This window comes from [Clostridium] celerecrescens 18A (genome assembly GCF_002797975.1).
Classification (GTDB): Bacteria; Bacillota; Clostridia; order Lachnospirales; family Lachnospiraceae; genus Lacrimispora; species Lacrimispora celerecrescens.
This window is the reverse complement of record NZ_PGET01000001.1, coordinates 1,325,155-1,349,169: the sequence shown is the minus strand read 5'-3', so window position 1 is coordinate 1,349,169 and position 24,015 is coordinate 1,325,155. Positions and strand designations below refer to the sequence as shown.

32 protein-coding genes are annotated in these 24,015 nt (G+C 39.0%); 5 read left to right on the top strand and 27 right to left on the bottom strand.

The annotated features are described in order from the left end of the window. Window positions 1-242 precede the first annotated feature (242 nt). The 17 genes from H171_RS06350 to H171_RS06270 form a co-directional block, all read right to left on the bottom strand. Window positions 243-1,703, bottom strand: coding sequence for a P-loop ATPase, Sll1717 family (locus H171_RS06350; protein ID WP_100304395.1), 1,461 nt, complete (start codon window positions 1,701-1,703; stop codon window positions 243-245). A gap of 116 nt (window positions 1,704-1,819) precedes the next feature. Further along, window positions 1,820-2,257 (bottom strand): sigma factor-like helix-turn-helix DNA-binding protein, encoded by a 438-nt coding sequence (locus tag H171_RS06345; protein ID WP_242976882.1) that lies wholly within the window; start codon window positions 2,255-2,257, stop codon window positions 1,820-1,822. 12 nt (window positions 2,258-2,269) lie between these two features. Then, the gene (locus H171_RS06340) at window positions 2,270-3,937 is read right to left on the bottom strand and encodes a hypothetical protein (protein WP_100304393.1); all 1,668 of its coding nucleotides are present in this window, start codon (window positions 3,935-3,937) and stop codon (window positions 2,270-2,272) included. 129 nt (window positions 3,938-4,066) lie between these two features. Then, entirely contained in the window at window positions 4,067-4,309 is a 243-nt protein-coding gene (locus H171_RS06335; RefSeq protein WP_100304392.1) for a hypothetical protein, read from the bottom strand. Continuing rightward, window positions 4,299-4,508 carry a hypothetical protein gene (locus H171_RS06330; protein ID WP_100304391.1) on the bottom strand — a complete coding sequence of 70 codons (210 nt, stop codon included), beginning with the start codon at window positions 4,506-4,508 and terminating at the stop codon, window positions 4,299-4,301. Before H171_RS06330 ends, H171_RS06335 begins: the two co-directional genes overlap by 11 nt. 61 nt (window positions 4,509-4,569) lie before the next feature. Next, entirely contained in the window at window positions 4,570-5,577 is a 1,008-nt protein-coding gene (locus tag H171_RS06325; protein WP_100304390.1) for a DUF4062 domain-containing protein, read from the bottom strand. Window positions 5,578-6,449: 872 nt separating this feature from the next. Beyond that, entirely contained in the window at window positions 6,450-6,755 is a 306-nt protein-coding gene (locus H171_RS06320) for a hypothetical protein (protein WP_100304389.1), read from the bottom strand. A 181-nt stretch (window positions 6,756-6,936) separates the two neighbouring features. Continuing rightward, entirely contained in the window at window positions 6,937-7,329 is a 393-nt protein-coding gene (locus H171_RS06315) for a hypothetical protein (RefSeq protein WP_100304388.1), read from the bottom strand. After that, window positions 7,298-7,627, bottom strand: coding sequence for a hypothetical protein (locus tag H171_RS06310; RefSeq protein WP_100304387.1), 330 nt, complete (start codon window positions 7,625-7,627; stop codon window positions 7,298-7,300). The genes H171_RS06315 and H171_RS06310 overlap by 32 nt, the downstream gene beginning before the upstream one ends. A 106-nt stretch (window positions 7,628-7,733) precedes the next feature. Then, window positions 7,734-8,159 (bottom strand): hypothetical protein, encoded by a 426-nt coding sequence (locus H171_RS06305; RefSeq protein WP_100304386.1) that lies wholly within the window; start codon window positions 8,157-8,159, stop codon window positions 7,734-7,736. Window positions 8,160-8,486: 327 nt separating this feature from the next. Next, on the bottom strand, window positions 8,487-8,792 hold the full coding sequence (locus H171_RS06300) for a hypothetical protein (protein WP_100304385.1): 306 nt from the start codon (window positions 8,790-8,792) through the stop codon (window positions 8,487-8,489). Between the two features lie 3 nt (window positions 8,793-8,795). Next, window positions 8,796-8,990 (bottom strand): hypothetical protein, encoded by a 195-nt coding sequence (locus H171_RS06295; RefSeq protein ID WP_100304384.1) that lies wholly within the window; start codon window positions 8,988-8,990, stop codon window positions 8,796-8,798. 16 nt (window positions 8,991-9,006) lie between these two features. Next, on the bottom strand, window positions 9,007-9,456 hold the full coding sequence (locus H171_RS06290; protein WP_100304383.1) for a hypothetical protein: 450 nt from the start codon (window positions 9,454-9,456) through the stop codon (window positions 9,007-9,009). A gap of 448 nt (window positions 9,457-9,904) precedes the next feature. After that, a complete protein-coding gene (locus H171_RS06285; protein ID WP_100304382.1) occupies window positions 9,905-10,531 on the bottom strand; it encodes a hypothetical protein in 627 nt (208 codons plus the stop codon). Between the two features lie 1,090 nt (window positions 10,532-11,621). Continuing rightward, window positions 11,622-11,813, bottom strand: a complete 192-nt coding sequence (locus H171_RS06280) for a hypothetical protein (RefSeq protein WP_100304381.1) — start codon at window positions 11,811-11,813, stop codon at window positions 11,622-11,624. Between the two features lie 11 nt (window positions 11,814-11,824). Beyond that, a complete protein-coding gene (locus H171_RS06275; RefSeq protein WP_100304380.1) occupies window positions 11,825-12,064 on the bottom strand; it encodes a type II toxin-antitoxin system RelE family toxin in 240 nt (79 codons plus the stop codon). 59 nt (window positions 12,065-12,123) lie between these two features. Next, entirely contained in the window at window positions 12,124-12,372 is a 249-nt protein-coding gene (locus tag H171_RS06270) for a helix-turn-helix domain-containing protein (RefSeq protein ID WP_100304379.1), read from the bottom strand. A gap of 148 nt (window positions 12,373-12,520) precedes the next feature. Here H171_RS06270 and H171_RS06265 point away from each other — a divergent pair, with 148 nt between their 5' ends. From H171_RS06265 to H171_RS06245, 5 genes are all read left to right on the top strand, one after another. Then, a complete protein-coding gene (locus H171_RS06265; RefSeq protein WP_100304378.1) occupies window positions 12,521-12,802 on the top strand; it encodes a hypothetical protein in 282 nt (93 codons plus the stop codon). Between the two features lie 40 nt (window positions 12,803-12,842). Continuing rightward, a complete protein-coding gene (locus tag H171_RS06260) occupies window positions 12,843-13,178 on the top strand; it encodes a hypothetical protein (RefSeq protein ID WP_100304377.1) in 336 nt (111 codons plus the stop codon). A gap of 293 nt (window positions 13,179-13,471) precedes the next feature. Further along, entirely contained in the window at window positions 13,472-13,678 is a 207-nt protein-coding gene (locus H171_RS06255) for a hypothetical protein (RefSeq protein ID WP_100304376.1), read from the top strand. Window positions 13,679-13,749: 71 nt separating this feature from the next. Continuing rightward, on the top strand, window positions 13,750-14,184 hold the full coding sequence (locus H171_RS06250) for a hypothetical protein (RefSeq protein ID WP_100304375.1): 435 nt from the start codon (window positions 13,750-13,752) through the stop codon (window positions 14,182-14,184). A gap of 107 nt (window positions 14,185-14,291) precedes the next feature. Beyond that, entirely contained in the window at window positions 14,292-14,642 is a 351-nt protein-coding gene (locus H171_RS06245; protein WP_100304374.1) for a hypothetical protein, read from the top strand. Between the two features lie 1,074 nt (window positions 14,643-15,716). On the opposite strand, the gene H171_RS06235 is transcribed toward H171_RS06245, so the two are convergent. From H171_RS06235 to H171_RS06190, 10 genes are all read right to left on the bottom strand, one after another. Beyond that, window positions 15,717-16,472 (bottom strand): DNA adenine methylase, encoded by a 756-nt coding sequence (locus H171_RS06235; RefSeq protein WP_100304372.1) that lies wholly within the window; start codon window positions 16,470-16,472, stop codon window positions 15,717-15,719. Window positions 16,473-16,529: 57 nt separating this feature from the next. Beyond that, the gene (locus H171_RS06230) at window positions 16,530-17,552 is read right to left on the bottom strand and encodes a DNA cytosine methyltransferase (RefSeq protein ID WP_100304371.1); all 1,023 of its coding nucleotides are present in this window, start codon (window positions 17,550-17,552) and stop codon (window positions 16,530-16,532) included. 108 nt (window positions 17,553-17,660) lie between these two features. After that, window positions 17,661-18,023, bottom strand: a complete 363-nt coding sequence (locus tag H171_RS06225) for a hypothetical protein (RefSeq protein ID WP_100304370.1) — start codon at window positions 18,021-18,023, stop codon at window positions 17,661-17,663. Continuing rightward, window positions 18,020-19,057: a tyrosine-type recombinase/integrase gene (locus H171_RS06220; RefSeq protein ID WP_242976880.1), complete on the bottom strand. Its 1,038-nt coding sequence runs from the start codon at window positions 19,055-19,057 to the stop codon at window positions 18,020-18,022. Before H171_RS06220 ends, H171_RS06225 begins: the two co-directional genes overlap by 4 nt. Before the next feature lie 344 nt (window positions 19,058-19,401). Further along, the gene (locus H171_RS06215) at window positions 19,402-19,614 is read right to left on the bottom strand and encodes a hypothetical protein (RefSeq protein ID WP_100304369.1); all 213 of its coding nucleotides are present in this window, start codon (window positions 19,612-19,614) and stop codon (window positions 19,402-19,404) included. A 312-nt stretch (window positions 19,615-19,926) separates the two neighbouring features. Next, window positions 19,927-20,634, bottom strand: coding sequence for a phosphoadenosine phosphosulfate reductase domain-containing protein (locus H171_RS06210; RefSeq protein WP_242976879.1), 708 nt, complete (start codon window positions 20,632-20,634; stop codon window positions 19,927-19,929). Between the two features lie 125 nt (window positions 20,635-20,759). Continuing rightward, window positions 20,760-21,263 (bottom strand): hypothetical protein, encoded by a 504-nt coding sequence (locus H171_RS06205; RefSeq protein WP_100304368.1) that lies wholly within the window; start codon window positions 21,261-21,263, stop codon window positions 20,760-20,762. A 96-nt stretch (window positions 21,264-21,359) separates the two neighbouring features. Then, window positions 21,360-23,102 (bottom strand): DNA cytosine methyltransferase, encoded by a 1,743-nt coding sequence (locus H171_RS06200; protein ID WP_100304367.1) that lies wholly within the window; start codon window positions 23,100-23,102, stop codon window positions 21,360-21,362. 58 nt (window positions 23,103-23,160) lie between these two features. After that, a complete protein-coding gene (locus tag H171_RS06195; protein ID WP_242976878.1) occupies window positions 23,161-23,571 on the bottom strand; it encodes a hypothetical protein in 411 nt (136 codons plus the stop codon). Then, window positions 23,549-23,923 (bottom strand): hypothetical protein, encoded by a 375-nt coding sequence (locus H171_RS06190; RefSeq protein ID WP_100304365.1) that lies wholly within the window; start codon window positions 23,921-23,923, stop codon window positions 23,549-23,551. Before H171_RS06190 ends, H171_RS06195 begins: the two co-directional genes overlap by 23 nt. Between the last annotated feature and the right edge of the window lie 92 nt (window positions 23,924-24,015).

Here is a 24,015-nt window from a genome sequence, read left to right as displayed (position 1 = left end):
TCCAGACATAACAAAAAGCGTCATCTCTGCGACAACGCTTTCTTTTTATTATATACCACGATATCATTTTATCATATTAGAAATGGGAATTGTGGGAATGTTTCACCAATTCTAAATCAAAAAATATCACTTTTTAAAAAAAGGACTTGCAATCTTTGAATAAATCATATATATTCAAGATATACTATGAAAGAGTAGCTACTTTTAGGGATTCCCGTCCGGCATGTCCGGGGAATCCCTTTTTACAATCTTACACCTAAACCACTATGCAAACCTTGATGTGTTATAAATTTTTGATAATAGTCAATTCTTGCCGTTGGATTACGATATTTGAAAATCACTGATCTCTTTGTCCCATTCTTATTTCCATTTGATACAAGCTGTCCAATGTAACCAGCATCAAATAAATATAGCAACAAAGTTTTAATTGAATCTTCGGTAACACATTTATTGCATTGTTCGTCAAATAAACGTACTATCTCTTTTAAATCAAATGCTCTTCCGCCCAATCTTCTAAATACAGTAGGTATTAGATATATCAATTCTTCATCAATAAATCCCGACAATTCATTTTTCATTTCCTCGATAAAATATTTATTTGAATATACCTTGAGAGAATTTTGTGTATCCGAAAGTGATAATGTTTCATTATTTGGATATTCCATTTGGCAATATTTTAGAAATTGCAAAATATCTCTTGGTTTATATAGTGTATGATCTAGGACATGTAACCATGTGCTTTTGCCCCTAATCTTTGGAGGAAAAATCTTATCCCAACACTTCAGAGCATTCGATTCTGACATACCTGATAATTGAAATCGTAAGTCTACAATTTTCTTTAATTCCTCTAATCGATTGCTCCAATTTAAAATAATAGCACCATCTTGTATTATTTTATTTAGATCAGGATCATTTAACATGGCAATAATATCTTCTCTAATAAGTAATACTATTTTTATTTTTTTATGAAATTGAGCACACTTGTCATTTAAAAAGTCTACACTTCTAATCAGGCTAGATATTATTTCAGCTTTATTTTTTTTATATCTTAAAACATCATCTAAGCCATCTATAATAATTACAACTTTTCTTTCATTTAAGTATGCATCTGAAATTCCATACAGCATTTTTTCTGTTATAACTGAAATTCTTTCTAAATAATTACTTGGAGATGAGTTATATTTCTTTTCGAATTCCGCATCAAAATTAACTACTCCAACACCCATTTTTATTTTTGTTAATCGAACTATATCAGTTTTATATTCATTATCCAAAGAGAATCCAGCTTGATCAAGCATAAACACTACATCATTTATGGCACTAGATTCTGTCATTTGTAAATCATTAAATAATACTTTATATATTGCAAACAATAATATAAAATCCCATGAACTCTTATATTTTTGGGTTCCTGAAACATCGTTGTCAATTCCCGTCTTCGCGAATGTGCTAAATTCAAAGTCATTTAAATTCATTAATTTTGCTATTAATTCAGTATTGGAAAGTTTAGCTATTGATTGAATCTTGCTACTATACGCAGACTTCCCAACTCCTTTCCTTCCAATCAATAAAAATTCATATCCATCAATCAATTTTTCTACGATGTTTCTTGTATCACAAAAAGCATTTTCAAATATTTCTGGTTTCCTTATATACTCCTTTGTCGCATCAGCGAAACCAAATTCATAATCCATTAATTTCATTAGTTCGCACCCCCCATAATGCTTAATTTTATCACAAATTACCAATAAATAAAATACCAATAATATTAAAATACATAGAATACATTTCAGGTAACTATGTGTATGCAATTATAATATTACATTAAGTCTAATAACCTATCAATTTTCTTTTGAACAGTAGTTCTATCGTAATTTAATTCTCTTGCAATCTCATCATAAGACCATCGTTCAACATATCGAAAATACAGAATTTGCTTCATCTCCAGCTGTTCCGGTCCCAGCTTTTCAAGAAAACACTCTATCTCCAGTTTCATATCTTCAAAAAGTTGTTCATTGCCTTTCAAATCAATTAGGAGCTGACGTACCGCCTTTTCTCTTTCCTCATTTGATTTCACATTTGCCCCTGAAACTACGAAATGGCATTCCGTATATGGAAATTGCTGCAGGGATCCTTTCACAATCCCATATTCAGAAGTCAACGGATTACTCTCATAGTATTTTATCCTGCGCCTGAGACGCTTAATTTCGGATTCTAGATATGTATAAGTCGCTAAATATTCCCTCGTCAATTTCATAATCAATCCTCCTTAACACGGTCTTCGAAAAGCTGTGACTTTAGCGCCACCCATATTCTGTGTGAACAATGCAAACTGCGCCCAACCATCAGGTACATCATCATGCGGATTTTTGCCTTTTACAGAATAGCTAAGCAGAAAACTCATCATTATACCATAATCGCTTTTGGCTTTATAGAGTGAAGAATCTTTAAACAAAACATGCTTTTTCACCCAGTCCGCATTTACGATAATCTTCGTTTCCTTGTTGCTATCAGTGAATTTAGTGGTAATATTGCAACGGCCGTTTTTCTGCTCTACCAGTTTATTTACTTCGTACCCAACACGGCTACCGCCATTATTGCTTTCAAACTGGCACTGCTGCAGCTTATTATTCACTATTATCTGAGAACACCTTTCATACTGAACACCATAGTCGGAATTATCATCACAAACGCAATCTAAGCAGTAATAATCGCTTCCATACTGGGCCACGCAAGGTAGGAACATATAATCTGCCCCCTTGTCCTTCGTATCACAAATACCAAGAAGAGCATCAGGCTCTCTTTCTGGAAGTTTAAAGTATCGCCTTAATTCATCTTCATGATATAGCAAGCCTTCACGTTCAATTGGCTGGCTTTTATATAGACACTTATAAGAAATATCATCCATGGCCAGTGCCTGATCATTGAAGAAAGCAACTGAAAAACCATTATATTCATAGTCAAAGTTTGATTCTTCAGTAATCGGATCGATATCGGGAACTTTAATGAATCTCACCCGGTCACTATTGTGATATAAATTCTTTATTCTTCCAATCACATCATGGACGGACCATCTTGTAGCAATATGAATTTCTTTACAGCCGTCCATCTTTCTCTGTTTACCATCAACACTATACAAAGACCAGAGTTTGTCTAATCTGATCTTATTCAGAGCCTCTTCAATGCCGCCAATAAGATCATCACAATACAAGTACCGGTTACACCTAACCTTACCGGCATTTTTTGAACCAATGGAGGTACACTGAATATTGGGGAAAGGCTTATATTTATTAAAATTAATTGTCTCTGTCTTGGCATTTGTGCTTTCAAGTTTCACATCTGGGAATATCTCGCTCCAAGTGTATTCATCTGAATTTGTAGTGATATCATATATGCCGTCATAGAACATTCTCGTAATATCCCCACTGTGAGAATAAAACAAACTAAAATCATCAGGATGCTTTCCTATTACCCACGATGCAAAGAACTTCTCCAAGGTTGTCTTCTGCGTCCCTGGCGGCATAGATATACTTAAGATATCTAACCTATCATCTTCCAGATCCTGCATTGCCTGAATCAAGCCATGCTTATTCAGCTGCTTGCGTTTCGGTAAATAAAAGCGGTCTTTTGCTTCCCGGTTCTTCTCCAGGTAAATCAGATAAGATTCAAACAAAAAAGGAGCTTCAAAATGCAATGTTTTCCAGTACAAATCGTCCCAGCGAATTTCCATGGTCTGGACAAACCTTGTAACCGCCCATTTCTTGATAAACCCGGAATAGGCCATGATAAAGTCCCGGTCCTCAACTGGCAAATCCGGATTATCTTGCATTGTATATTGGAGTTCTGATAACAGAATGTTCAGAATGTCGTAAGAAGGCGGCGTTTCAATCTGCCGCTTTAACTTTTTGATTATTTCTTTGTGTTCATGAAAATCCATTAAAAAGAGCCTCCTTCCTCTGTTTATTAACAAAGGTCCGAAGGCTCACTAGGCTCTGGTTTAAATCAGACTTTATACTTTTTCTTCTTTCAGACTATCATAAATAGATGCGTTCTGTCAATAATTTCATTAGAGATTAATTATAAACTCTTTTTCGCATTTACTATTCTTACATTTATATGGCATCATATGAATTTTAGTTTCTGGTAGTATTTTTATCGCTTTCTTATCACACCATGGGCACGTTGCCCAACGACTACCATCTGGGAACACTTTTACATCCGCCTGTCCGTCAAATCCATTTTCCGGAAGATTCATGGAGCGGCTGAATGCATCACGCTCTATTGATTCAATTACTCTGCTAATGCTCATTTTTCACCTCATATCCTCCGATCAAATCGCCCAGGCCAAATATGCCATCACCACAACAGTGATATACATTAACTGGCCCAACCGGAACATCAACACCATTTACTCTGCAATTTCCGGTATGGATCCCTTCTCTTTCAAATTCAATTCCACACTGGCGGCAACGATATATTACAACTGGTTGACTCTTTTCCATATTCATTCCAACCTCCTCATTTTCGCAATAAAAAACCAACCACCGAATATTGATGGTTGGTGAATTTCTACTTTTTTATTGTTTTTAATTCCGTCAAATATTTCTTTCCCTTTTCAGTTATAACAATGCCCTCTACAACGCTCCCACTAGTTTGCTTTGCTTGATAAACAGTAATAAGCCCCAGGGCATATAACTGTATCTTAATTGTTTGAACACAGTCATCATTCAAAAACGAAAACCCAGCATCATATGCAGCGTTTATAGATGACATTAAATCAGACTTAAAACCATGTAAGGTCTTTGGAGCTAATAAGTGTGGCCCAACAGCTGAAAATATTTCATCCCATGACAAGGATTTACTTCTTGATATTGATCTACTCCTCCGGTTTCCGTATGCACCTGATTCGTAAATCGTTTCTGTTCCTAGAATAACATAATGTTCACTTCCGGAAGCTAAATCTTCCCTATCTCTTGTCAATTCATCATATTTTATTCTTAGTTCTTTAAACGATTTATCAACTTTCTCTTTCTCCAGCCTAAGAGTATTAAGTTGAGACAATAGTATAGTACTATCTTCAACATTACCTCTCGTCCACCCAATTTGCGGGTTGTCGGCAACCTCCTCACCCAGACTAATAATTACTGACGATATCAGTTCTGACGATGTATGCCACATCTTACATAAGCGACCACTAGATACTTTAGCTCTAAATTTGTCTAATAATTCTCGTTTTTCATCTTCTCGTTTTTCAGCTGGAAGATTGTATGGATCATCATGAAGAAAAGCTAATACAGGAATGCCCTTTTCAACAGCATAATCATATTCTTGCTCAGTAAAACTTTTACCTGTGGAAGGATTAATCGAACCATATCTTGCCCCTACAATCAGTACGTAATAATCACAAGTATCTATGATTTTCTTTATATACTTAAATTGTTCATCATTAGAAGCTGCAAACATCTCCATGCCTGAAGGTATGTACTTTGCATTTAAAAGTCCTTCAATAATCGCCTTTCTTTCATCTTTCAAATCAGTAAATGTTGAACTTATAAATATCTGATATCGCTTGTCCATAAAAACCCCCTAATCATTCGTGTTGAATATATTATAACTCACCAACCAGCAATATTCAATTTCCAATGTGCAAAATGCCTTGACTTCACTTAGGAACTGCCTTGCAGGTGACACGTCTGCCAGCTGCGTACCGACCACTCCAAAATGGGAATCAATACGCATACTGCATGGACTTACTGTTCCAAAACCTCACGGCGGATTTGCTCCGCCTTAACAGCAAACAGCTATGAGGTGAAAGGATAGTAAAACGTCAATGCCCGTTTCCGGGCAAATCCCCACGGGCCAGTGACGGCCCCTGACAAGCATTCAGCTATGGGGAGTTAGTACATTTTGATCACTCTGATGGACTTTTCAGCAACTTACCATCATTGCTTCGTTGCCATTGGCCTGCGAAAGAATTTTTAAGTTTGGCACTTAGTGATTTAAAATTTCAAAGATATTTTATAGTTACACATCTTTCGCTTAGCACCAGCTATACTGGGTGCCTCGACCTGTCAGCCTCAAAGGACAACGCATGGCCCTTGAAAGCTGATGTCGGCCGTTCCTTTTTGAATTGCGCCCATTCAGTGATAAAGAACAGGACAATTCCGAAATATGTAAAAATCACTTTCTCTTACGCCCTCCAATCAGCTGAATGAACCCAGCTATTGTACATCCAAGCCAAATGATAATTGAACCCACAGCAGCTGCAAGCATACACTTGATAATGGTCAAGCCAATAATCGTTGCAGTTAATGTACCGGCGTCAAAAGCATGACCGGCAGATATAATCGGCTGTATAAACAGGAGCCAGCCACCAACGTAGAATCACAATAAAAAGCTAATACCAGCTACCACAATAGCAATTACGTTTTTCATCTTCTAACTCCTCCCTAACAATTATTCCGGCAGTGGTATGTTCCCCCTACCATCAGGTTAATTTCTTTTTCAGTGAATCCGCACTTGTCTAGCCTGCGGACCGCTTTATATTTTTCTTTTAGAGGTAATTTCTGATATCCCCGATGAATTACCTGTAGCCTTTTAGTGGTTCTATCTGCCAGCTGCAGCAATACATCCTTCACAAACTCAAATACCTCTTTCACGGCTTCGCTGGCCTTAACAACTGACCTCTTGAACTCAACAACAAGCATTCCTGTATGTACAATTTCCTGTTTCTGCTGCTCTGTGAAACACATCATATCTATCACCTCCAAATCGGCACCAATGCCAGAACATACATAATAGCCATAATACTAAACCCAATAACGGCAGCTTTATTCCTTTCCCAAGTCAACCCTCTAGAAGTCGAGCAAATAAATAGTGCCATAGATATATGCCAAACCGTAATAATCCATTTCAGAAATACCAAATCCCTCACCTCTATTTCACATCTGCCAAATTAAATACTATACCCCGGCAGTAAGGCGCCACGTCCTCATAAATCATAAAAGTTTCATGGGGAATATCCGTTTTATACGTCCAGGTAATAACTTTTCCGTTTTCGTCTAATGCGGACCTATCGCACCAGAGGGCTACAATCTTATTTGTAGCATAACCATCACTACCAAATGCACCTTGACGGTCAAAATATATCACGCCACCTTCAAAACAACCCTGCTCATCATAAATAGCGCCGTCAATTTCCATCAAGTCATCAGACGCACCACTGACGATAACCAGACCAGATTCTTTCGCTGCCTGCCGAACGTCCCGGAATGGTTCATAGCCATATTCCCGGCCATCAATGAGCCTTGCCAATTCTTTCTTGTCCATGGATATCTCCTTCCAAATTTTCTATTCCGATAATACGATCAGCAAGCTCCTCTGCAACGTTGTATAACCCTTTATTGGCTGGAATGGTTCTCAAATACTGGGCAATGGAATCTACCAGAGCATTGTACCAGTCACCTTTCTGTAGAAATTCTTTCCGGACAATCTCAGCAGCATCTTGGAGACTATCAGTGTTTTCAATACTTTCACTGTTCATCCACTCAACTAACTGTCTGAAAAAAGTATCTGAAGCAGTTTTCATTATTTCTTCATCGGCTGCTATGACCTTAGAATTTTTCATTTCTACTTACCTCCACAAATTCAGTTACGGGCTGCTTTACGCCCAGATGCCACCACCTGATTGACCGCATTTAATCCGGCTTCCCATGCACGCCGGAACCCGTGGTTTAGTTTGACTTAATATAAATACTGGCTATCGGCACGGCATTGCGTGGAGAAATAAAAGAATGATCCCTGTTATCCTCTGATAACTCAAATGAGTTTATGTAAGCTTGGGACGCTTCCAAATTATCAAAGTCATATCCCTCGCAATCAAAATCAATCCATGTCGGAGAACCAAATACCCAACCATCTGTACCAATATGAAATTTGCCGCCAATCATTGCGTTATATCTTATTCCACCCCAAGGTTTCTTTTCACAAACCGAATACTCCCATTCTCCAAACAATTTCCTTGCCATCACAAAATAATTATCAGAGACAGCAATTACCTTCAACGGTTTTTTCCAATCGTTGACTTTTACTAAATCACCTGGTTTCACGGAATCTAAAACCTCTTTTGTTATGTTTATAAAAATCTTATAATCTTTCATTTATGGATCTCCTTAAATAGCAATTTAGCGGGAGTAAGTAATAATCTGAACAACAAATTTGACACAAGTCGCATCCGCACTGCCGCCGGGGTATTTAATGATACGTCTACCAACCAACTATTTAACATCAGTGGAAGTTCATCTGGTAATACATACCTATTGGCCGCACAAATACAGTTATCTACTGGCACATGGTCAGATCTGCGGACCATGGACGGAATAACGAGGATAGACTGCAATACCTTACAGGTTAACGTAATTAAATCAAGTGCCGCAATTTATGCTGGTTACTATGTTCGATTCGTGCTACTGGATTAAATGATCATTTTAATGTAATATCCAGCCTGTATCCGTATTACCCGTCCTACTAATAGACCTGGTAATAATGGCAGCACTGCGATCTTGTACAAATTGCAAATAAGCTATACCAGAAGATCCAGCTACCCACCGTATAAGTCCCCAGGAATTACTATTGTAGGTGTCAGGAGGCGCATACCCTTGTAACACCAGATCGCCACCATAATAACCAGCCTCCATTAAATCAGCAACATTATTTAATATTGTGCTAACATCAATTACTTTGCGTGCGTGATACCCTAAGTTATACTTTGTTAAATTGCTATTTAAAGCCAAGCATCATTCTTCCTGATCAAATTCAATCCGCAGAAACTTCATTCCGGATTTCTTTCCAGCATAATCATGCGATATAGCACTTAGCACGTAGTTAATGCTGAAGCCGGACCAGTCGGCCAGTTCCCTTGATGTATCAGCCACATAAAGCGGCAACTCATATTTATCTGTTTCAACCGCCATATATAACTTTTTCTTCACAGCAAATAACGCCTTTTTATTTTTTGAGAAAAATTGAAATCCATCTTTTGGACCGGACTGTATTAATTATTGTCACGTTATCGCCATCTTTCTCAATCCCAACTTCACAGTTATATCGGAGAATTGTCCGCCGGAATTTCCTGGCCAGTTCTTCTTCAGGCAGGTTATAAATCACATACAGATTCCCGGCTTTATCAACCAATGGCTTTTTGCCCTCACTGATTTCACTTTGCTCACATGGGATTACTGCCCCTCTAGTGTGTCTGCCAAAATAGAAAAACAACCAGCCGGCTAACGGCCACTTACCATCATTCAGGTAATACGAATCATATTTAGGAATCCACCATGGATCCTTTAACGAGAATTGAAAAAACCATTCATAGCATTCCTGGGTCTTGAAATTTACAAAGGCAAACATGAAAGTTCCTCTATATCTTTTGGCAAACAGTAATTTACAATTGAACATTTATATATCCTCCTGGAAAAGCCTTTTTATATTTTTTAAAATTTTTGAGAATCAGGCGAATATATTTCCTTTTCTCAAATCTCCGAAACACTTTGCTTTAAGTGGGTGAAAGCCTTTTTGTTTTTTATCGGAACTTGGACGGCTAACTGGCCCCTAAACTGCTTCTCCATAGACCCCCTCCGGCCCCTCTTATCTCTTGCAAATCTCTGCTTGTCCATATCACTTGTATTATTGCACAAATTATTTTCATGTTTTAAAGCACATTGCACAAGTTAGGTCTTTTTCTTTGCTATTGCCCTTTCAACTATTCGTTAAATAACTGTTTAACGTATTGTTGGGCATGAATACTGCACAAAATCGCCTAGAAACACTGTGCACATTGCATGGATGCTATTGAATTTTATCTTTTGTGTGGAAGGTTTTAGATGTTGTCAGAATATTTGAAGTGTTAATCTGGTAGTTCGTCAGTTGATTCAGGCAGCAGGTTCACCGTCTTGGCACGCTCTTCTATCTCTGCCCGGCTATATTCAGGCTTCCCTGCCTTGTCATCGTAAGCTATGATCTGGACGTTATCACGGTACCCATAGTTGGCTTTTAGGGCGAACATGCAGCCGATGTTGCCGGTCTGGATTACCTCATCATACAAGCTTGATTCGCATTCTGATTTCCATTTTTGTGCCGTTACGGAGTGACCAGAAGCGACCCGACCATCATATTCCCCTTTTAACCAGCTATTAAACGTATCTTTGTTTACACTTATCATCATACCGAATCTAAGTAATGTAGGCTTAATCCTGCAAGTACAACAGATAACTGTATAGATATCCCATAGTATATCTAATTCTTTTATATTATTAATATCTGCTTTATACTTACGTCCTATATCTTTTAATAACTCAGATAATCCCTGAGAAGAACATAGATTAATATTACTATGTCTCTTTATAAACTCATTAGATATCTCCATAATGATAGCTGTAATATTATTAATATAATCTCTATCATCTGTATCTCTATCATCTGTATTAAGCTCTATATCAAAGCCATCTACTGTATAATCATCTGTCTTAGCCATAACTTACATATCTCCTTTCTGTCTCTTATACAGGTATCATATAATCATCATACAGACACATATAAGAGCTTTATATATTTAATGCCTGGGTAAATACTCTTGAAGCCCCAGAAGCTAATATAACATAACTTTGGAATCCTAATCTGACAGGGCAAATGCTACCAGATCACCTGGACTTGGTATGATTTGGCTCAACAGATCTAGACATTCGTTCCGCTGCTCCTGATCCGTACATTTTTCATCCTTACAGAGCCTGCAACTATCCCGGTTGCATTTATCACTAATTCCCTGCATCTGATCACTTCGCAATCCTAATTTCTTTAACAAAGTTATATTTGTTCTATAACCCATGGAATTAAATGCCGTTTTTACGTTCGTTAATACCCTTTAAAGCGTTTCCGCTATGTTCCGTGGAGGTTTTCTTGCCTGCACTTTTTAAATCGATTTATGGACCAAATAAAAAAGTCCTCGCGCCATACGGAGTGAATACCGTACAACACAAGGACTCAAAGTCATTGGTTCTTTCCCGCCTATTACGGGGACATTGCATATGGTCAAGGCCAACCAGGCTAGCACATGCACGCTTTATTTATATCGTTTTCCAGATAATACCACAATATAAAATATCTGTCAATAACCTTTATTTTATCTATATATATCCCATACAGTTACATACCTCAGGGGATACAGAAAGCCTAAGAGTATATAATAAATAAACATTTATGTCTATATGTATTTTATAATATATTGGGCCAAAATATACGGATTTTCGCATACAAAAAGCAGGCTTCAAAGTGTTTTCAACTCTTTGGCCTGCCTGATAAAATCATCATGATAAATTCTCAATGTCCGGAAGATATGCCCTTGAGTATTTCTTGTAGAGCCCCCTCGGCTTTTTCAGATTAGCACAAAAGAATTTTGAAATCAACCCTTGACAGGAATTTTTCTTTGTGCTATTTGTATTATAACAGCCACCGGCAGGCTGCCCCAATCGGTTGCCGGAGAGGTCCAGCCCTGCAGATAATGCAGGGCTTTTCTTTATCTCCGTACATGGAACACAAAAAAGAGCCAGCAACCGCCGGCCCTTAAATCAATCCCAGTTAATGTCTTTATGTGAAACTGTCCCATTTTCTTCAATATCTCTTTTCGCCGCAACTATTGCTTCTATCTCGTCCTGATCTGCTATATCCCCAGGAACAAATTTTACAATCACACGGAAAAGGGTTTCTATATCCTGTTCCGGTACTAATTCAATGAGATTCTTTAATGCTTCTCTGCTCATTCTGGCACCTCCTATATTCTCTTATATGCCTGCCCTCTGGGTAAGATATCATAGATAATTATCATGTTTCCTTCAATGGTAAACAAAACCCTTAAATCACCAACCCTTAAGCGATATTCATTTTCTAATCCTTTGAGTTTCTTTATATCGCCCTGGGGTATTTTTTCAATAGCTTCTTTTAATCGTTTCTTTGTCGGCTTATCTTGTGAATTAATGTACTTTACGGCCGGCCTACTGTACTCTATCTGCATTCCGGTATCTCCTTTCGTTCGATACCTTATTTTATCACATATATTAGTGAATAGTCAACTTATTTATCCCTGATTTTAGAGATTATTTTTTCTTTATCTTCTTCCGTTTCTACGTATTTTATAATGTCTCTTGGTTGCATTTCCAGAATGCAACAAAGACGATTAAGGTTGTCGAGTGAGATACTTGTATCTTTATCTTTAAATTTCTTCATTGTGGCCTGACCAAAAACACCACTTTCTTTAGCTTTTGTGGTATTAATACCGACTTCTTTCAGTTTTTGAATTACATCTATCTTATATTCCAGCATTGGCATCACCTCAATATAGTATTCTATTTACACTATATCAAATCTAGGTAGAATGTCAACAAAAAATAATTCTCTATTATTAGTGATTTATGTATTGACTTTCACTATTTTTAGTGATATTATTGACACATAAGGAGGAACGAACAACATGAAAAAAATCAAAGGTCACGAGAGAGTTACAACATTTATTGAACTGAAGGAGAATGTAAAGTTAACTGACATTCAGGAACTTATAAATATCTTAGATATGGAAGAAACACAGAGAATTAACAAAGTATTAGTCAATGGCATTCCATACTGCAATTGGTGCGACAGAACGAAAACAGGCGGCATTTACAAGATAGATAGAAATCTCTCCGAAATCACTTTTCTCGTAAGTGGAGAATTGCACACATTGGAATATTCAAGCAATGGTATCAAATGGAAATAAATAAAACAATTACAAAACAAATATAAAGGCGGTAGAAATTATGAAAATGAATATTGACATTGAAAGACTGATTGATTTAGTCGAGGAAGAAAACAGCAGTTACAACGATTATTGCTATTCTGGGAAGACACTTTACAACGGAAATTTTGATGGTTTGAAAATACGCAAGGAGCACCTGTCATATGCCAATCAGTCACACGATAGAGCACAAAGCGCAGTTCAGGCGATTATGGAGGTCTTACAACTTGATAGTGAGCAACGGAAACGACTCTACATTGCTACTCGTGCAGTTTGTCGATGGAGAGTTCACACCAGTTACGCCTTTTTAATGCCAGCTACCATGAAATGTCAGATTTACAATTTCATATTCGCTTAAGGAAAGGAGCTCCACATGAAAACAGAACACAGGGTAGACAACTGGAATCAAAATAAAATCTGGATCTGCAAAATCTCAAAATGCAATCACTACTATATAGGTCAGCAAGTGGGTTGCCTGAACTTTCGTCTGGTAAGAGTTTCAAAATCTCATTACATGTCAATCATCTTTAATTCTAAATTCGCTTATTAGGCGGCCACCGCCGCCCCTCTAATGCAGCCGGACAAGTTCCGCAGGTCACAAGCCCTGGTAAATGCAGAGTGGAGGAAAATTGCCAAAATGGAGGTAACAAAATGATTAAATTAACTACAACGGAAATTGCATGGATCATTGGAGAGCTTGATAGAAATGCGGCAATCAATGCAAATGCTGCAGCGTCACCTGAAGCAAGCGCCTTTGAAAAGGAGCTCTTAAATCTCAAAGCGGAGAACTTAACCAGCACGTCTGACAAGCTTCAGAAAGTACTTGACAACGGAGACAGGCGAATTGCGATTATCTAATTAAGCCGGCGGCGGTCAAGCCGTAGCGTCAAAGCAACCGCCGGATTATCAAGTTTTAGGAGGATAACATCATGACAGTAAAAGTAAATTATGAAAACGGGGACAGCATAACAACACGCTTTAACGGGACCATTCAGGAAGCCACCGCCTACTATGTAGGGGAGATCTTTAACATCGGAGTTGTGTCTGACAACCTCCAGAGATGCAATTCTGTTGAAATTGTTGAAGAGGAAAGCGATCGGACTATGCTTAAAGAAAGAGAAGAGGAAATAAAGAATAGTTACATGGTAAAATCCCAAGACGGACAATATGTGATAATGCAAAAGGATTTTTACTTTTCCGAGGTATTAAATGATTATCAAGACTATTGGACTTTATACAAACCATACAAGACCTTGAAAGGCGCAATATCAGCACTGAAAAAGTTAGTAGATCAGCACTTCCCAGCAAATTATTTCACCACGATCCACAGCATAGATGATTTTATTAAAAGCATGGTTCAGTGATTCCAGTAAATCCAATTCAGGCGGTTACGGTTTAGCCGTGGGCGGTTCAGTCCGCCGCCGTTCTTTTATTTCCCTACCTCCAGGGACAAGGAGAGAAAGGCAACAAATTGAAGAGTAATTTCACTTTATGGATGGGATACCTTGGAAATGGCCTGACAGTAGCGAACAGCGCAAAGGAGGTCAATGGAGACAATAAACATATAGCACACATTTCCAACGGCGGCAATATTACATGGTATGTTAAGCCAGAGAGCATACCAGGACAAGCCCTTTTAAGAATTGAACATGAATCTGATACAATGCGAGCAAATTTTATCGAAGATTGGCAAAAAAGAAACTCCACCGCTAAGATGGAGACAGTACTTGATTCCCTGCCACTTGATATGTTTTTAAAGCGTATTCGCCATGAAATCACTTTTGAAGAATGTGAAAAATATTATTTAGACCATATAGCATAGACAATGTTAAACTTCCTTTCCGCTTCCCGGCTCTGATCGGCGGCAGGCTTACGACCTACAAGCGGAATCTTCCCATATATGGGATTAAAACCTTTCAAGGCTTCCACCCATGTATAAGGCCTTGCAAGTGCTTTACCGGTTCGCAGGATCCGTCCAAAATCCATTATCGGGTTGCTGTTACATTTAAGCCGTGCCCAGCTGCAGCAAACGGGACAAAAAGAGTTTCAGGTGGCAACGAAGCGCCCCCGGCTCAAGACAAGCAATGCCGTTATAATTGTGCTTGCGCTGTGTCAAGCCTGGACATATTACAATGACAGGGCAACGGACCGGCCACCCGAAATCAGGCCGCAAAGCACTTGCTAAAGACATGTACCTGCTTACAGTCTGCCGCAAGCCGGTAACTCATTAACCACCCACCGCCTCGGTGACGTAATCCGGCGTTTAAACGGTTGCACGATAGCACCCCGCATATGATCAGGCTACGCCCTACAAAGCCACGGGGCAGGACGTGGACGGGCGCGGCTTGAGGTATGCAAAAATCAAAGTGAGGAGGTACAAGCTTATGTTAGATAGAGCTACGCAACGCGGGCCGCCGCTCTGGTGGTTCTGGCGGCTTTCTGATTTTTCCATTGAAGTCTCTGCCGGCATATGCTATCATGGCAACAAATAGCCTTTATATGGGCTTGCCCCTCTCAATGCGGTTAGTTGGCTATGTGTTGCTTTAATGCCGTCTACGGTGGAAATATATAGCCTTGGCTTGGGATTAAGTCATGCAGTAAACGCTTACAGGGTTAATCTGAAATCTTTAAAAATAAAGCAATTATCTGAAGCGGATTTCAAACGGAAATCTTTACAACCTTAAGGTGAACTTTCAATAGAAAATTTCACAATCTCAAAACGGATTTCTTAGATTACAATACGCCCACCCGGGGGGATTGTTTTTCAAACACCTGGGCCTCCTAAGTTGGAATCTCTCTCAAATCTGATTCGGATTTTCAGCAATAATTTTACGAATTCCATTTTCAAAATACCAGATTTACTTCTGCATACCCGGGGGGATCAAAATCATTTACCTTATTCGAAATTCTTTATGATTAACTCCTTGTATCTCCTACTCCTATCCTTGTTCGCTAAATTGTCCATTCTGTCAACTTCAATGCTTGTATATCCCTCATACAAATCACGTATCTGCTGGCAATCGTTATAAGATAAAACGAATCTTCCCTTTAAATTGCTCAGGCATTTACACAGCCTTTCATGATCCTCCGGATTGAACCGGTCCGGATAATACTTCTCTGCTTCGTAATATGGAGGGTCCAGATAGAATAATGCGTCTGGCCTATCATACGTTTTAATCAGCCGTTCAAAGTCCTGGTTCTCAATTACCACTCGATTTAATCGTCCAGAAACTTCCTTTAGATAATCAACTGCTTTCTGCATATCTCTCGGACTTACTCTAAAAGATTTACAATCTGTACCAAAACTCTCCCTGATCAGGCAGAAGAACCGGGCGGCTCGTTGTATGTCGGTCATACCTCTGATATTACGGTTCAACTCATCAAAGAACTGTTCCCGGGACATAAGCAGCCATTCCAATTCCTTCTGCAGCGGTTCCGGGTGATATTTTACCACCCGGTATAAATTGATCAATTCTCCGTTCAAATCGTTGAAGACTTCCAACGGAGCATGTTTATCTCTTGAAAATAATACCCAACCAGCTCCTCCAAAAACTTCAATATAACGTCCATAGGAAGTCTGATCCGGAAACTGCTCTAAAATCTGCTTTCTTAATAACTTTTTTCCACCTATCCAGCTAATAAAACTATTCATATACAAAACCTCCTCTTGTTTTGGAGAATCTCAATAGAACAATTTTTAGAAATACTATTAATGATGAAATTTAGTAGCTATGTTCTGTATTACCTTCACTGTCACTCCATTACCAGCCTGTTTGTACAGTTGGTTATCACTATTAACTATCGCTGCTTTATCGAAATAATAATCTGTCCAACCTTGTAGGCGAAAACATTCACGAGGGGTTAGTTTTCGAATCTTTGGGGTCCTATCCTTTTCACATACAACTGCCTGATTACATGCAGTTGTTAATGTATGGACCTTTCCCTTTCCTACCCTGCCACGCTTTGTTTTACTGTTAAGAAAAGCAAGACTTATACTATCTCCCACTTCGGCTAAAGAATAACCTTTTTTATTTACATCCCGTATTAATATGCCGTCCCCATACTTCTTAGGCTTTAATAATGGAAAATTATTTTTGCAACCTGATCCTCTGACAGGTAATACTTCTCTTCTGCTTCTTCCTCTAAGAAATCCAATAATGAACACTCTTTCTCGGCTTTGTGGAATTCCGAAGTCTTTTGTATTGAGAACTTGCCATTCGACATCGTAGCCGATTTCATCCAACTCAATGAGAAGTTTGGCAAAGTCAAGTCCTCGATTAACACTAAGTAAGTTTTTAACGTTCTCAATAAATAACATTGAGGGTTTATCTTTTTCTTCAAGGTCTTTAATAAGTCCTGTAACTGTGAAAAACAGACTTGAACGCTTTCCAGCGAATCCGAGTCTTTTCCCGGCGATAGATATGTCTTGGCAGGGAAATCCAAAACACCATACATCTGCTTTTGGCAGGTCTCTGACATTAACTGTTCTGATGTCATTTGCATACCATTCTCCATTCCGATATTCCTCCTTTAAAATTTCTTTTTGCCTATGTTTTATTGGAAGTTGAAGAAGGAGCTGCCTTTGATCTTCTGTAATCAAATGCATTGAAGTGTAGCTCATGACTGCGAACTTATCCCATTCACAGAAACCAATACATTTATGACCTGCCAATTCCATACCTCTACGAAATCCTCCAATGCCCGCAAAAAAGTCCAAAAAAGTTAAACTCATTGTAGAAAGAAGTCGCTGCAGCTTTTATCCGGAAAACTTCGCCTCCTTTCCTTTTAATTTCTAAGGTCAGCATATCATAAATTATAACTGCACTTCTATGCACAAATACTATTCAATGTTTTGGAGAGCTTTCTTATGTATATTAAAAGTTTGCCTAAGTGAATATCCCATTTTATCAGCAATAGCCTCCCAACGCCAGCCTCGTAAATACCGGTATCTCAACAAGCGTTTTTCCTGCTCGTCTTCCAGAGCTTCTATTTTATCATATAAATTTATATAATTTTTTACTTTTAGATATCGGTGGTAGATGGTTTTCTGCTTCAGATCATTTAAAGCAGAGGAATATTTTTCATCATACCCATATGTATTAATTTCCTTTTGAATAGCTTGTATTTCTTCTCCAGCCTCAGAGATTGCAGCATTAAGCGCTACCAAACTCTTTAATTGTTCCTTGACCGTTTTTTTCATCATGCTGAACATCTCTCCCTCACGTTTCTTAATGTATCCGGTGTTGACTGAGCATAATAAATAGCTGTCACCGACGGACTGGAATGCCTCAAAATCTCCTGAATAGTACCAATGTCCACACCCTTATTTTTAAGACTCATTCCCAGTGTCTTACGCATTTTATGAGGGTATACCCGGCATTTCAATTTGGCCCGGTTACCAATGGTTTTTAAGATGCTCCGGATACCGGAAGTTGACAGCTTTTCATAAGGTTCCCTACAGTGAGGAAACATAAACGGACTATCATCACTCCTGGAGTCAAGATACTGCCGGTAATAATATCGAGCTTCGTCATCTAAGAAGATGGGCTGATACTTGTCATTCTTCTCTCCCAGAATTACAATATCTCCAGTCCTCCAATCTATCTGATCAATAGTAATTTCGACCAGCTCTCCGACTCTGGCACCGGTGCTCCGTAGCACTTCTATTAAGGCGCGCTCCCTTGGTTTCTTACAAGCATCTCTCATCTTCGCCATCTCTTCTGGCTTGAAATAATCAATCGGTTTCCGAACCGTTTTCAGCGGATCAGTAGCTTCCACCGGGTTTTCACCTATTAACTTTTCCTTCCGCATCCAAGTGAAGAAAGCAGATAAGAACCGTCTTTCATTATTCACTGTCACTGCTTGATTCTTTTTCCCGCCTACATTAACATTTCGCTTCTCATACCAGGAAAGATAAAAACTGATATCTGATTCCTCAATTTTATCCAATGGCTTATCAATCAGGGTAATTAGTCGTTTTACCGCACCAAGGTAAGCTTCCTTTGTATTATCTTTGATTTTCTTCTTAACAATGAAAAGCTGAATAATGTATTTGTTTTTTTGATCCATATCATTCTGATATTCTACCGGAAGAGTTGTAATCTCCTCCATATTGACATTAACAAATTCCTTTATGACCACCTGATGAAGAATGTCTAAAACTTCTTTCGCCACATGCCCTGCCATGGCAACAATGATATTATTAATAACCTGTGCTTTAACAGTTTGTCCATTCACAATATGTAATCTCCTTTACTAAAAAATTAGTTGCTTAAGGAGACAGTTTGATTTATAATATCCTTAAGCGTGAAGCGGTAGAAAAACTTTGGTCGGTGACTCTGCCGCTTGTTTATTATCCACCATTCGAATGTATGTTCTTTTAGAGTTGTTTTTTTACCGGGGTCTATGCCCCGGCTATTTCTTGTCTTTAATTGAAAATGGTAAAATTTTACATCTGCTAAACTGATTCATATCTGCTATAATACAAACGTGCTCCTAAGAATGTTGGATTTTTAGATGCATAGCTTTTTCATACTCATACCGGCAGGGGAAACCTTGCCGGTCCCCCCAAGCACTTTCAGCTATTCCTCACTGGATTCCAGTTCCACAATCTTCTCATACAAGTCCGTTTCTGCAAAATCCTTTTTAGGATATTGCTGGTATGTAACTTTACACTTCTTCCCTGCCGCATACTGGTTATAGTAATGGCGTGCCAGTTCTAATGGAATTTCCTTGTGTTTCCCTGTTAACGTGCATTTACTTTTATCACTGTAAACAATTTTTATTTTCCACATAGTCCATTCCTTTCTTCATTCAGGTAGTCAGCCAAATTCATCTGTCCCACTGATTCCCAGGTTTCATACGGGATTCCAAGGTAGTCCAACGGTACGCTCATTCCTAGTCCGCCGCTCTCCAATGGCTTAAAACATAAACGATAATATCCTGGGTGCGTAATTGACATTCGCTGAAAGCGGTTAGGTTCTGGTTCTAAATGGGCTCCAAATGCGCAGAACATGCAGCCAGTCCGTTGCTCCCCAGTGAGATAATATTTGCCACGGGGAGATTGCTTAATGTCACCGTATACGGAGCATATTTCCAAATCATTCTCAACGACATACCGTAATACGTCTTGCTTTGTCCAAAACCCCATAGGCTGGTTTGATTGTCTTACCATCATACACATTACAACCTGTATGTGAATAAAGACGCGCTCTCACAAATCCCTCGTCTTGCGTTGTTCCAATGAACGGAACCCGGCCAGTTTCTTTTGTATACTTAATGAATGGTTTCTTTTTCATCACATCACAACATTTTTCAGAGGTATCAAAAGGTGCGTTCAGGAGGCATCTCCATTTTTTCGGAAGAACTCCAAAAGAGCCCCTTTCATCACCATTCAGCAAGTAATTCCGGTATCTATCTGATAAATTCCCGTGCCGTAACTTCCTGATTTTCATAGCAGTTTCTTTGCTTACAAGAGGATATCCTTCGCTCAAAATAACGTCCCTGTATGTGATGCGTTTACCATCTTTATTACGTGGTTCTATCTCCTTAAAAGTTCCAGGTGCCTTCCTTGCAAATCGAACAATTTCGGGGAACTCCAAGCCTGTATTTGAGAACACTGCCGGCATATCATCACCTATAGTCTTGCGGATCAGATGAAGCAATACAGTACTATCCAATCCACCGGAATAACTGAGATATACTTGACCACCCCAGTTATCATACCACTCCTGTATTCTGGTCTTCGTCAGTTGCAATTTTGTTTCCCATGGCAAATATTTTCGCTGTGAAAATTGCCACTCATTAAGTTTCAAATCATCTTCTTTTATAAACATTTTTGAAAGGAGCCGTCATGACTTTGCCCTGCAGGAGCTCCAGCCTCCTTTCATTTTTTGCAACAAAAAACCAACTACCGAATATTGATAGTTGGTTACAAACATTAAAGAGAATTTATTAAGCTTGCAATTTTAATATTTGTTTTACAATAATACTTATCGCCAAGAGAATCTGTTACAAAAACCACTAATTTACCCCTCTTCCTGATTACCTTATTTGTAACAGCTTTTTTTATCTCCAATCTAAATTTTTCCACTTCAATCAAAAAGTCTATGATTTCTTCTGGCTCGATTTTTACCGGAAGATTTATTTTAGTATCTGATTCAAATTGAGTACTATTTAACCACAACACTTTCTTATTCCCCTTGATATTTATAGAGTTAATTTGTACTGTTCTTATACCTCTATTCTTTATGCTTATACAATAAAACATTAAATAATTTCCTGAATTATCAACTATAGCAGCCGAAGTCACCACTACTTTTACAATCTTCATCAAAGGTTGCTTATACTGTTTAACTGCAATAACTACAGCACTTGCTGTTATCAAAGAACCTAAAGTAGTCCCTATTGCACCAAATGCCGCCCAAAATATATTCCAATCCATAATACTCCCCCCATCTTTAGTGATAAAGGAATTATACCATTCCAACTATCAATATTCAATTATCAAGGAACAATAAATCTTTAATTCTACGTTATATCAGGCAAATCTAAGCTGCTCCTGGCTATCATCAATCCTCATGTTTGGCATTCGCTCTCCGATTTTCAGATATGAGCAATTCGCCACAACCAACGCTTTAGCCACGATGGGAACAACGCTGTTTCCAATACGGGCCACCTGTTCAGATACTGGGTACTTTTTCCCTTCGTAATCATGGTCAATAATATAATCCTCTGGGAATCCCTGTCCCAATTTCAATTCTGGTTCGGCCTTCAACATACGTAGAAAGATATCCAGAATCACATATTCACTACCAAGGACCGTAACCAAAGCAAATCTGTCTTTTGTCACAATAGTATGAAGTGGTTCTTCCAAACTTACACCAGACACATCACCACCGTAGTACTTAATGATAAACTGGCTTACCCAAGTGCATTTCTGTGCTGTTTCTTCATCAACACCATTCTTCAACAGTTCTTCCTTGCTGATTGCAAGAATACTGACTTGTCCAAAATGCCCAGGACTGGTTGTGATTGTATGTATCGGTTCCCATAAAGGCTGACCTATTCCCGTTTTATAGAATTTTGTAAGGAAAGCCGCCACCAAGCCATAACGGTTACTGGTATCCAGTGTCATTATCGGTACGTCAACTGACTGCCCTCTCACATCAGATTTTGATGTTTCGGAATGATACTGAATCAAAAGTGGTGCAACAACATGGTTATGATCAACCGTAGTGATAGTATGTACTGGCTCATCCATGCCACTGCCCGCTCCTTTGTAATTACCTCCATAAGACTTCTCTATGAAGGGTGTGATAACTGGCGATATCAGGCAATGTTCGTTGTTTGTAACTACTGTACTCAATGGATCTTCAACTGAACGATTGCGTTCTGTACAAAATCCAGTCTGCCCTATCTGCATAATGTACGGTGTCACAGTTCCAAAGCCATGCTTCTGCGTTATGGTAGGCATAGGCTCATGTATGCTCTGTCCCCGGAAGTTATCTCCCCCATGATTCACCTGAACAATAAACGGTTCCGGGCAATTAAAAACAAATTTATCCAATCCCCTGGCGATCCGGTTCATCGTCTTATCTGCCAGTGGCTTCTTTCTGCCAAATATAGATTTTCCTAAATCCGTTAATTCAAGATATTTCCATATAGGTTCCCATCTCTTTAACCCATCAGTACCATTTTTGTTATGAGTCGGTTCCGGCCAGACAATCGGCTTTCCATCTCTCCGAAATACTGCATACCATCTTTTTCTTGTGGTGGGAGCTCCGTAATCGGCTGCTATCAGTTCCCGACTATCAAATATGTAACCCAGTGACTTCATGGCTGTAATAAACCTTTGATAATCCTCTCCCTTACGCTCCTTTATTGGATAACCCTCATTATCCAAGGGTCCCCACTGCTGGATCTCTTCAACATTCTCCATCAGGATCACATCAGGCAGAATTGCTTTCGCATGTTTATATACTGCCCATGGAAGAATTCTAAGCCCTTTCTCTCGCGGCTTACCGCCTTTTGCCTTGCTATGACTGGTACAGTCTGGGCTGGCCCACATTAAAGCTACATGACGGCCTTTTACATATTTCTGCAGGTCTACCTTGAAGATATCCTCTGTCAAATGAAGCGTATCAGGGTGATTCGTTCTGTGCATCCTGATAGCTTGTGGATTATGATTGATAGCAATATCAACCGGACGGCCCAAAGCCATTTCCATCCCAACGCTTGCCCCACCGCCTCCGGCAAAGCAATCTATTAATAAATCTCTCATATTCTCAAAAGGACCCGCTATAGCGTTACCCCTGCAGGAGGTCGGCTCCTTTCACTTTTTATTGCTTTTTAGATCTCCAAATCCGCTCAAGTTCTTCTAGCGTTACATGGATCAGGACATTACTTATAAAGCTGCAATTACCATATTCTTTGGACATGGCTCCTATCATATCAACCAGGCCATTCCAGTATTCTTCTGTATCATTCGGATCGCTGTACTGCTTAAACAGCTTCCATGCTCCGGTAAGACATTCTTCATACTGCTTGTCCTGAAGAGGAGCCCCCCCGGAATTAATCCGCTTAATCTCCTGCCAGACAACCAGGCAAAACAGCCGGCTCATGACAGGATTCCCATGCTTCTTTATCATCTGTGCCACATGCTCCTGCTTGACCATCTGACGATTTTTCATTAGTTTCCATGCGTCCGTATAGGCGGACCAGTACTTTCTAAGATCGCGTTCTTCCATCATCTTCACCACCTTGATAAGGAATGCGATACTTGGCCTTAACCTTGGCCTTATCGTCTATGTAAACATCAGCGAATATCTTTCGTGAATCGTTTCCGAACAACTTTACCATTTCAGATAAGTTCTCGTTCACAGCGTCAAATTCCAGGTCATAATTCCTGCACCATGAAACAGCTTCTTCCAAGCGGCTGCCACAGCGGCATGTCCAAAGAATTACTTTGTTTCCCCCTCTACGTCTTTTAATCAAATGATTAATCAATGCCTGATTCGGCTCACCGATTCCCGGCCAGACGCTTTCTACAAGTGTGCCGTCAAAATCTACGGCGTAAATCGTATATTTTCTACTTTCGTTCATATCCCACCGCCTTTATGCTTCGTTCACAGGGAAAGCAGCTCTCGTCACCAAAGCTTCCATCATAATGCTTACACGAATTGCAATCTTTTCCG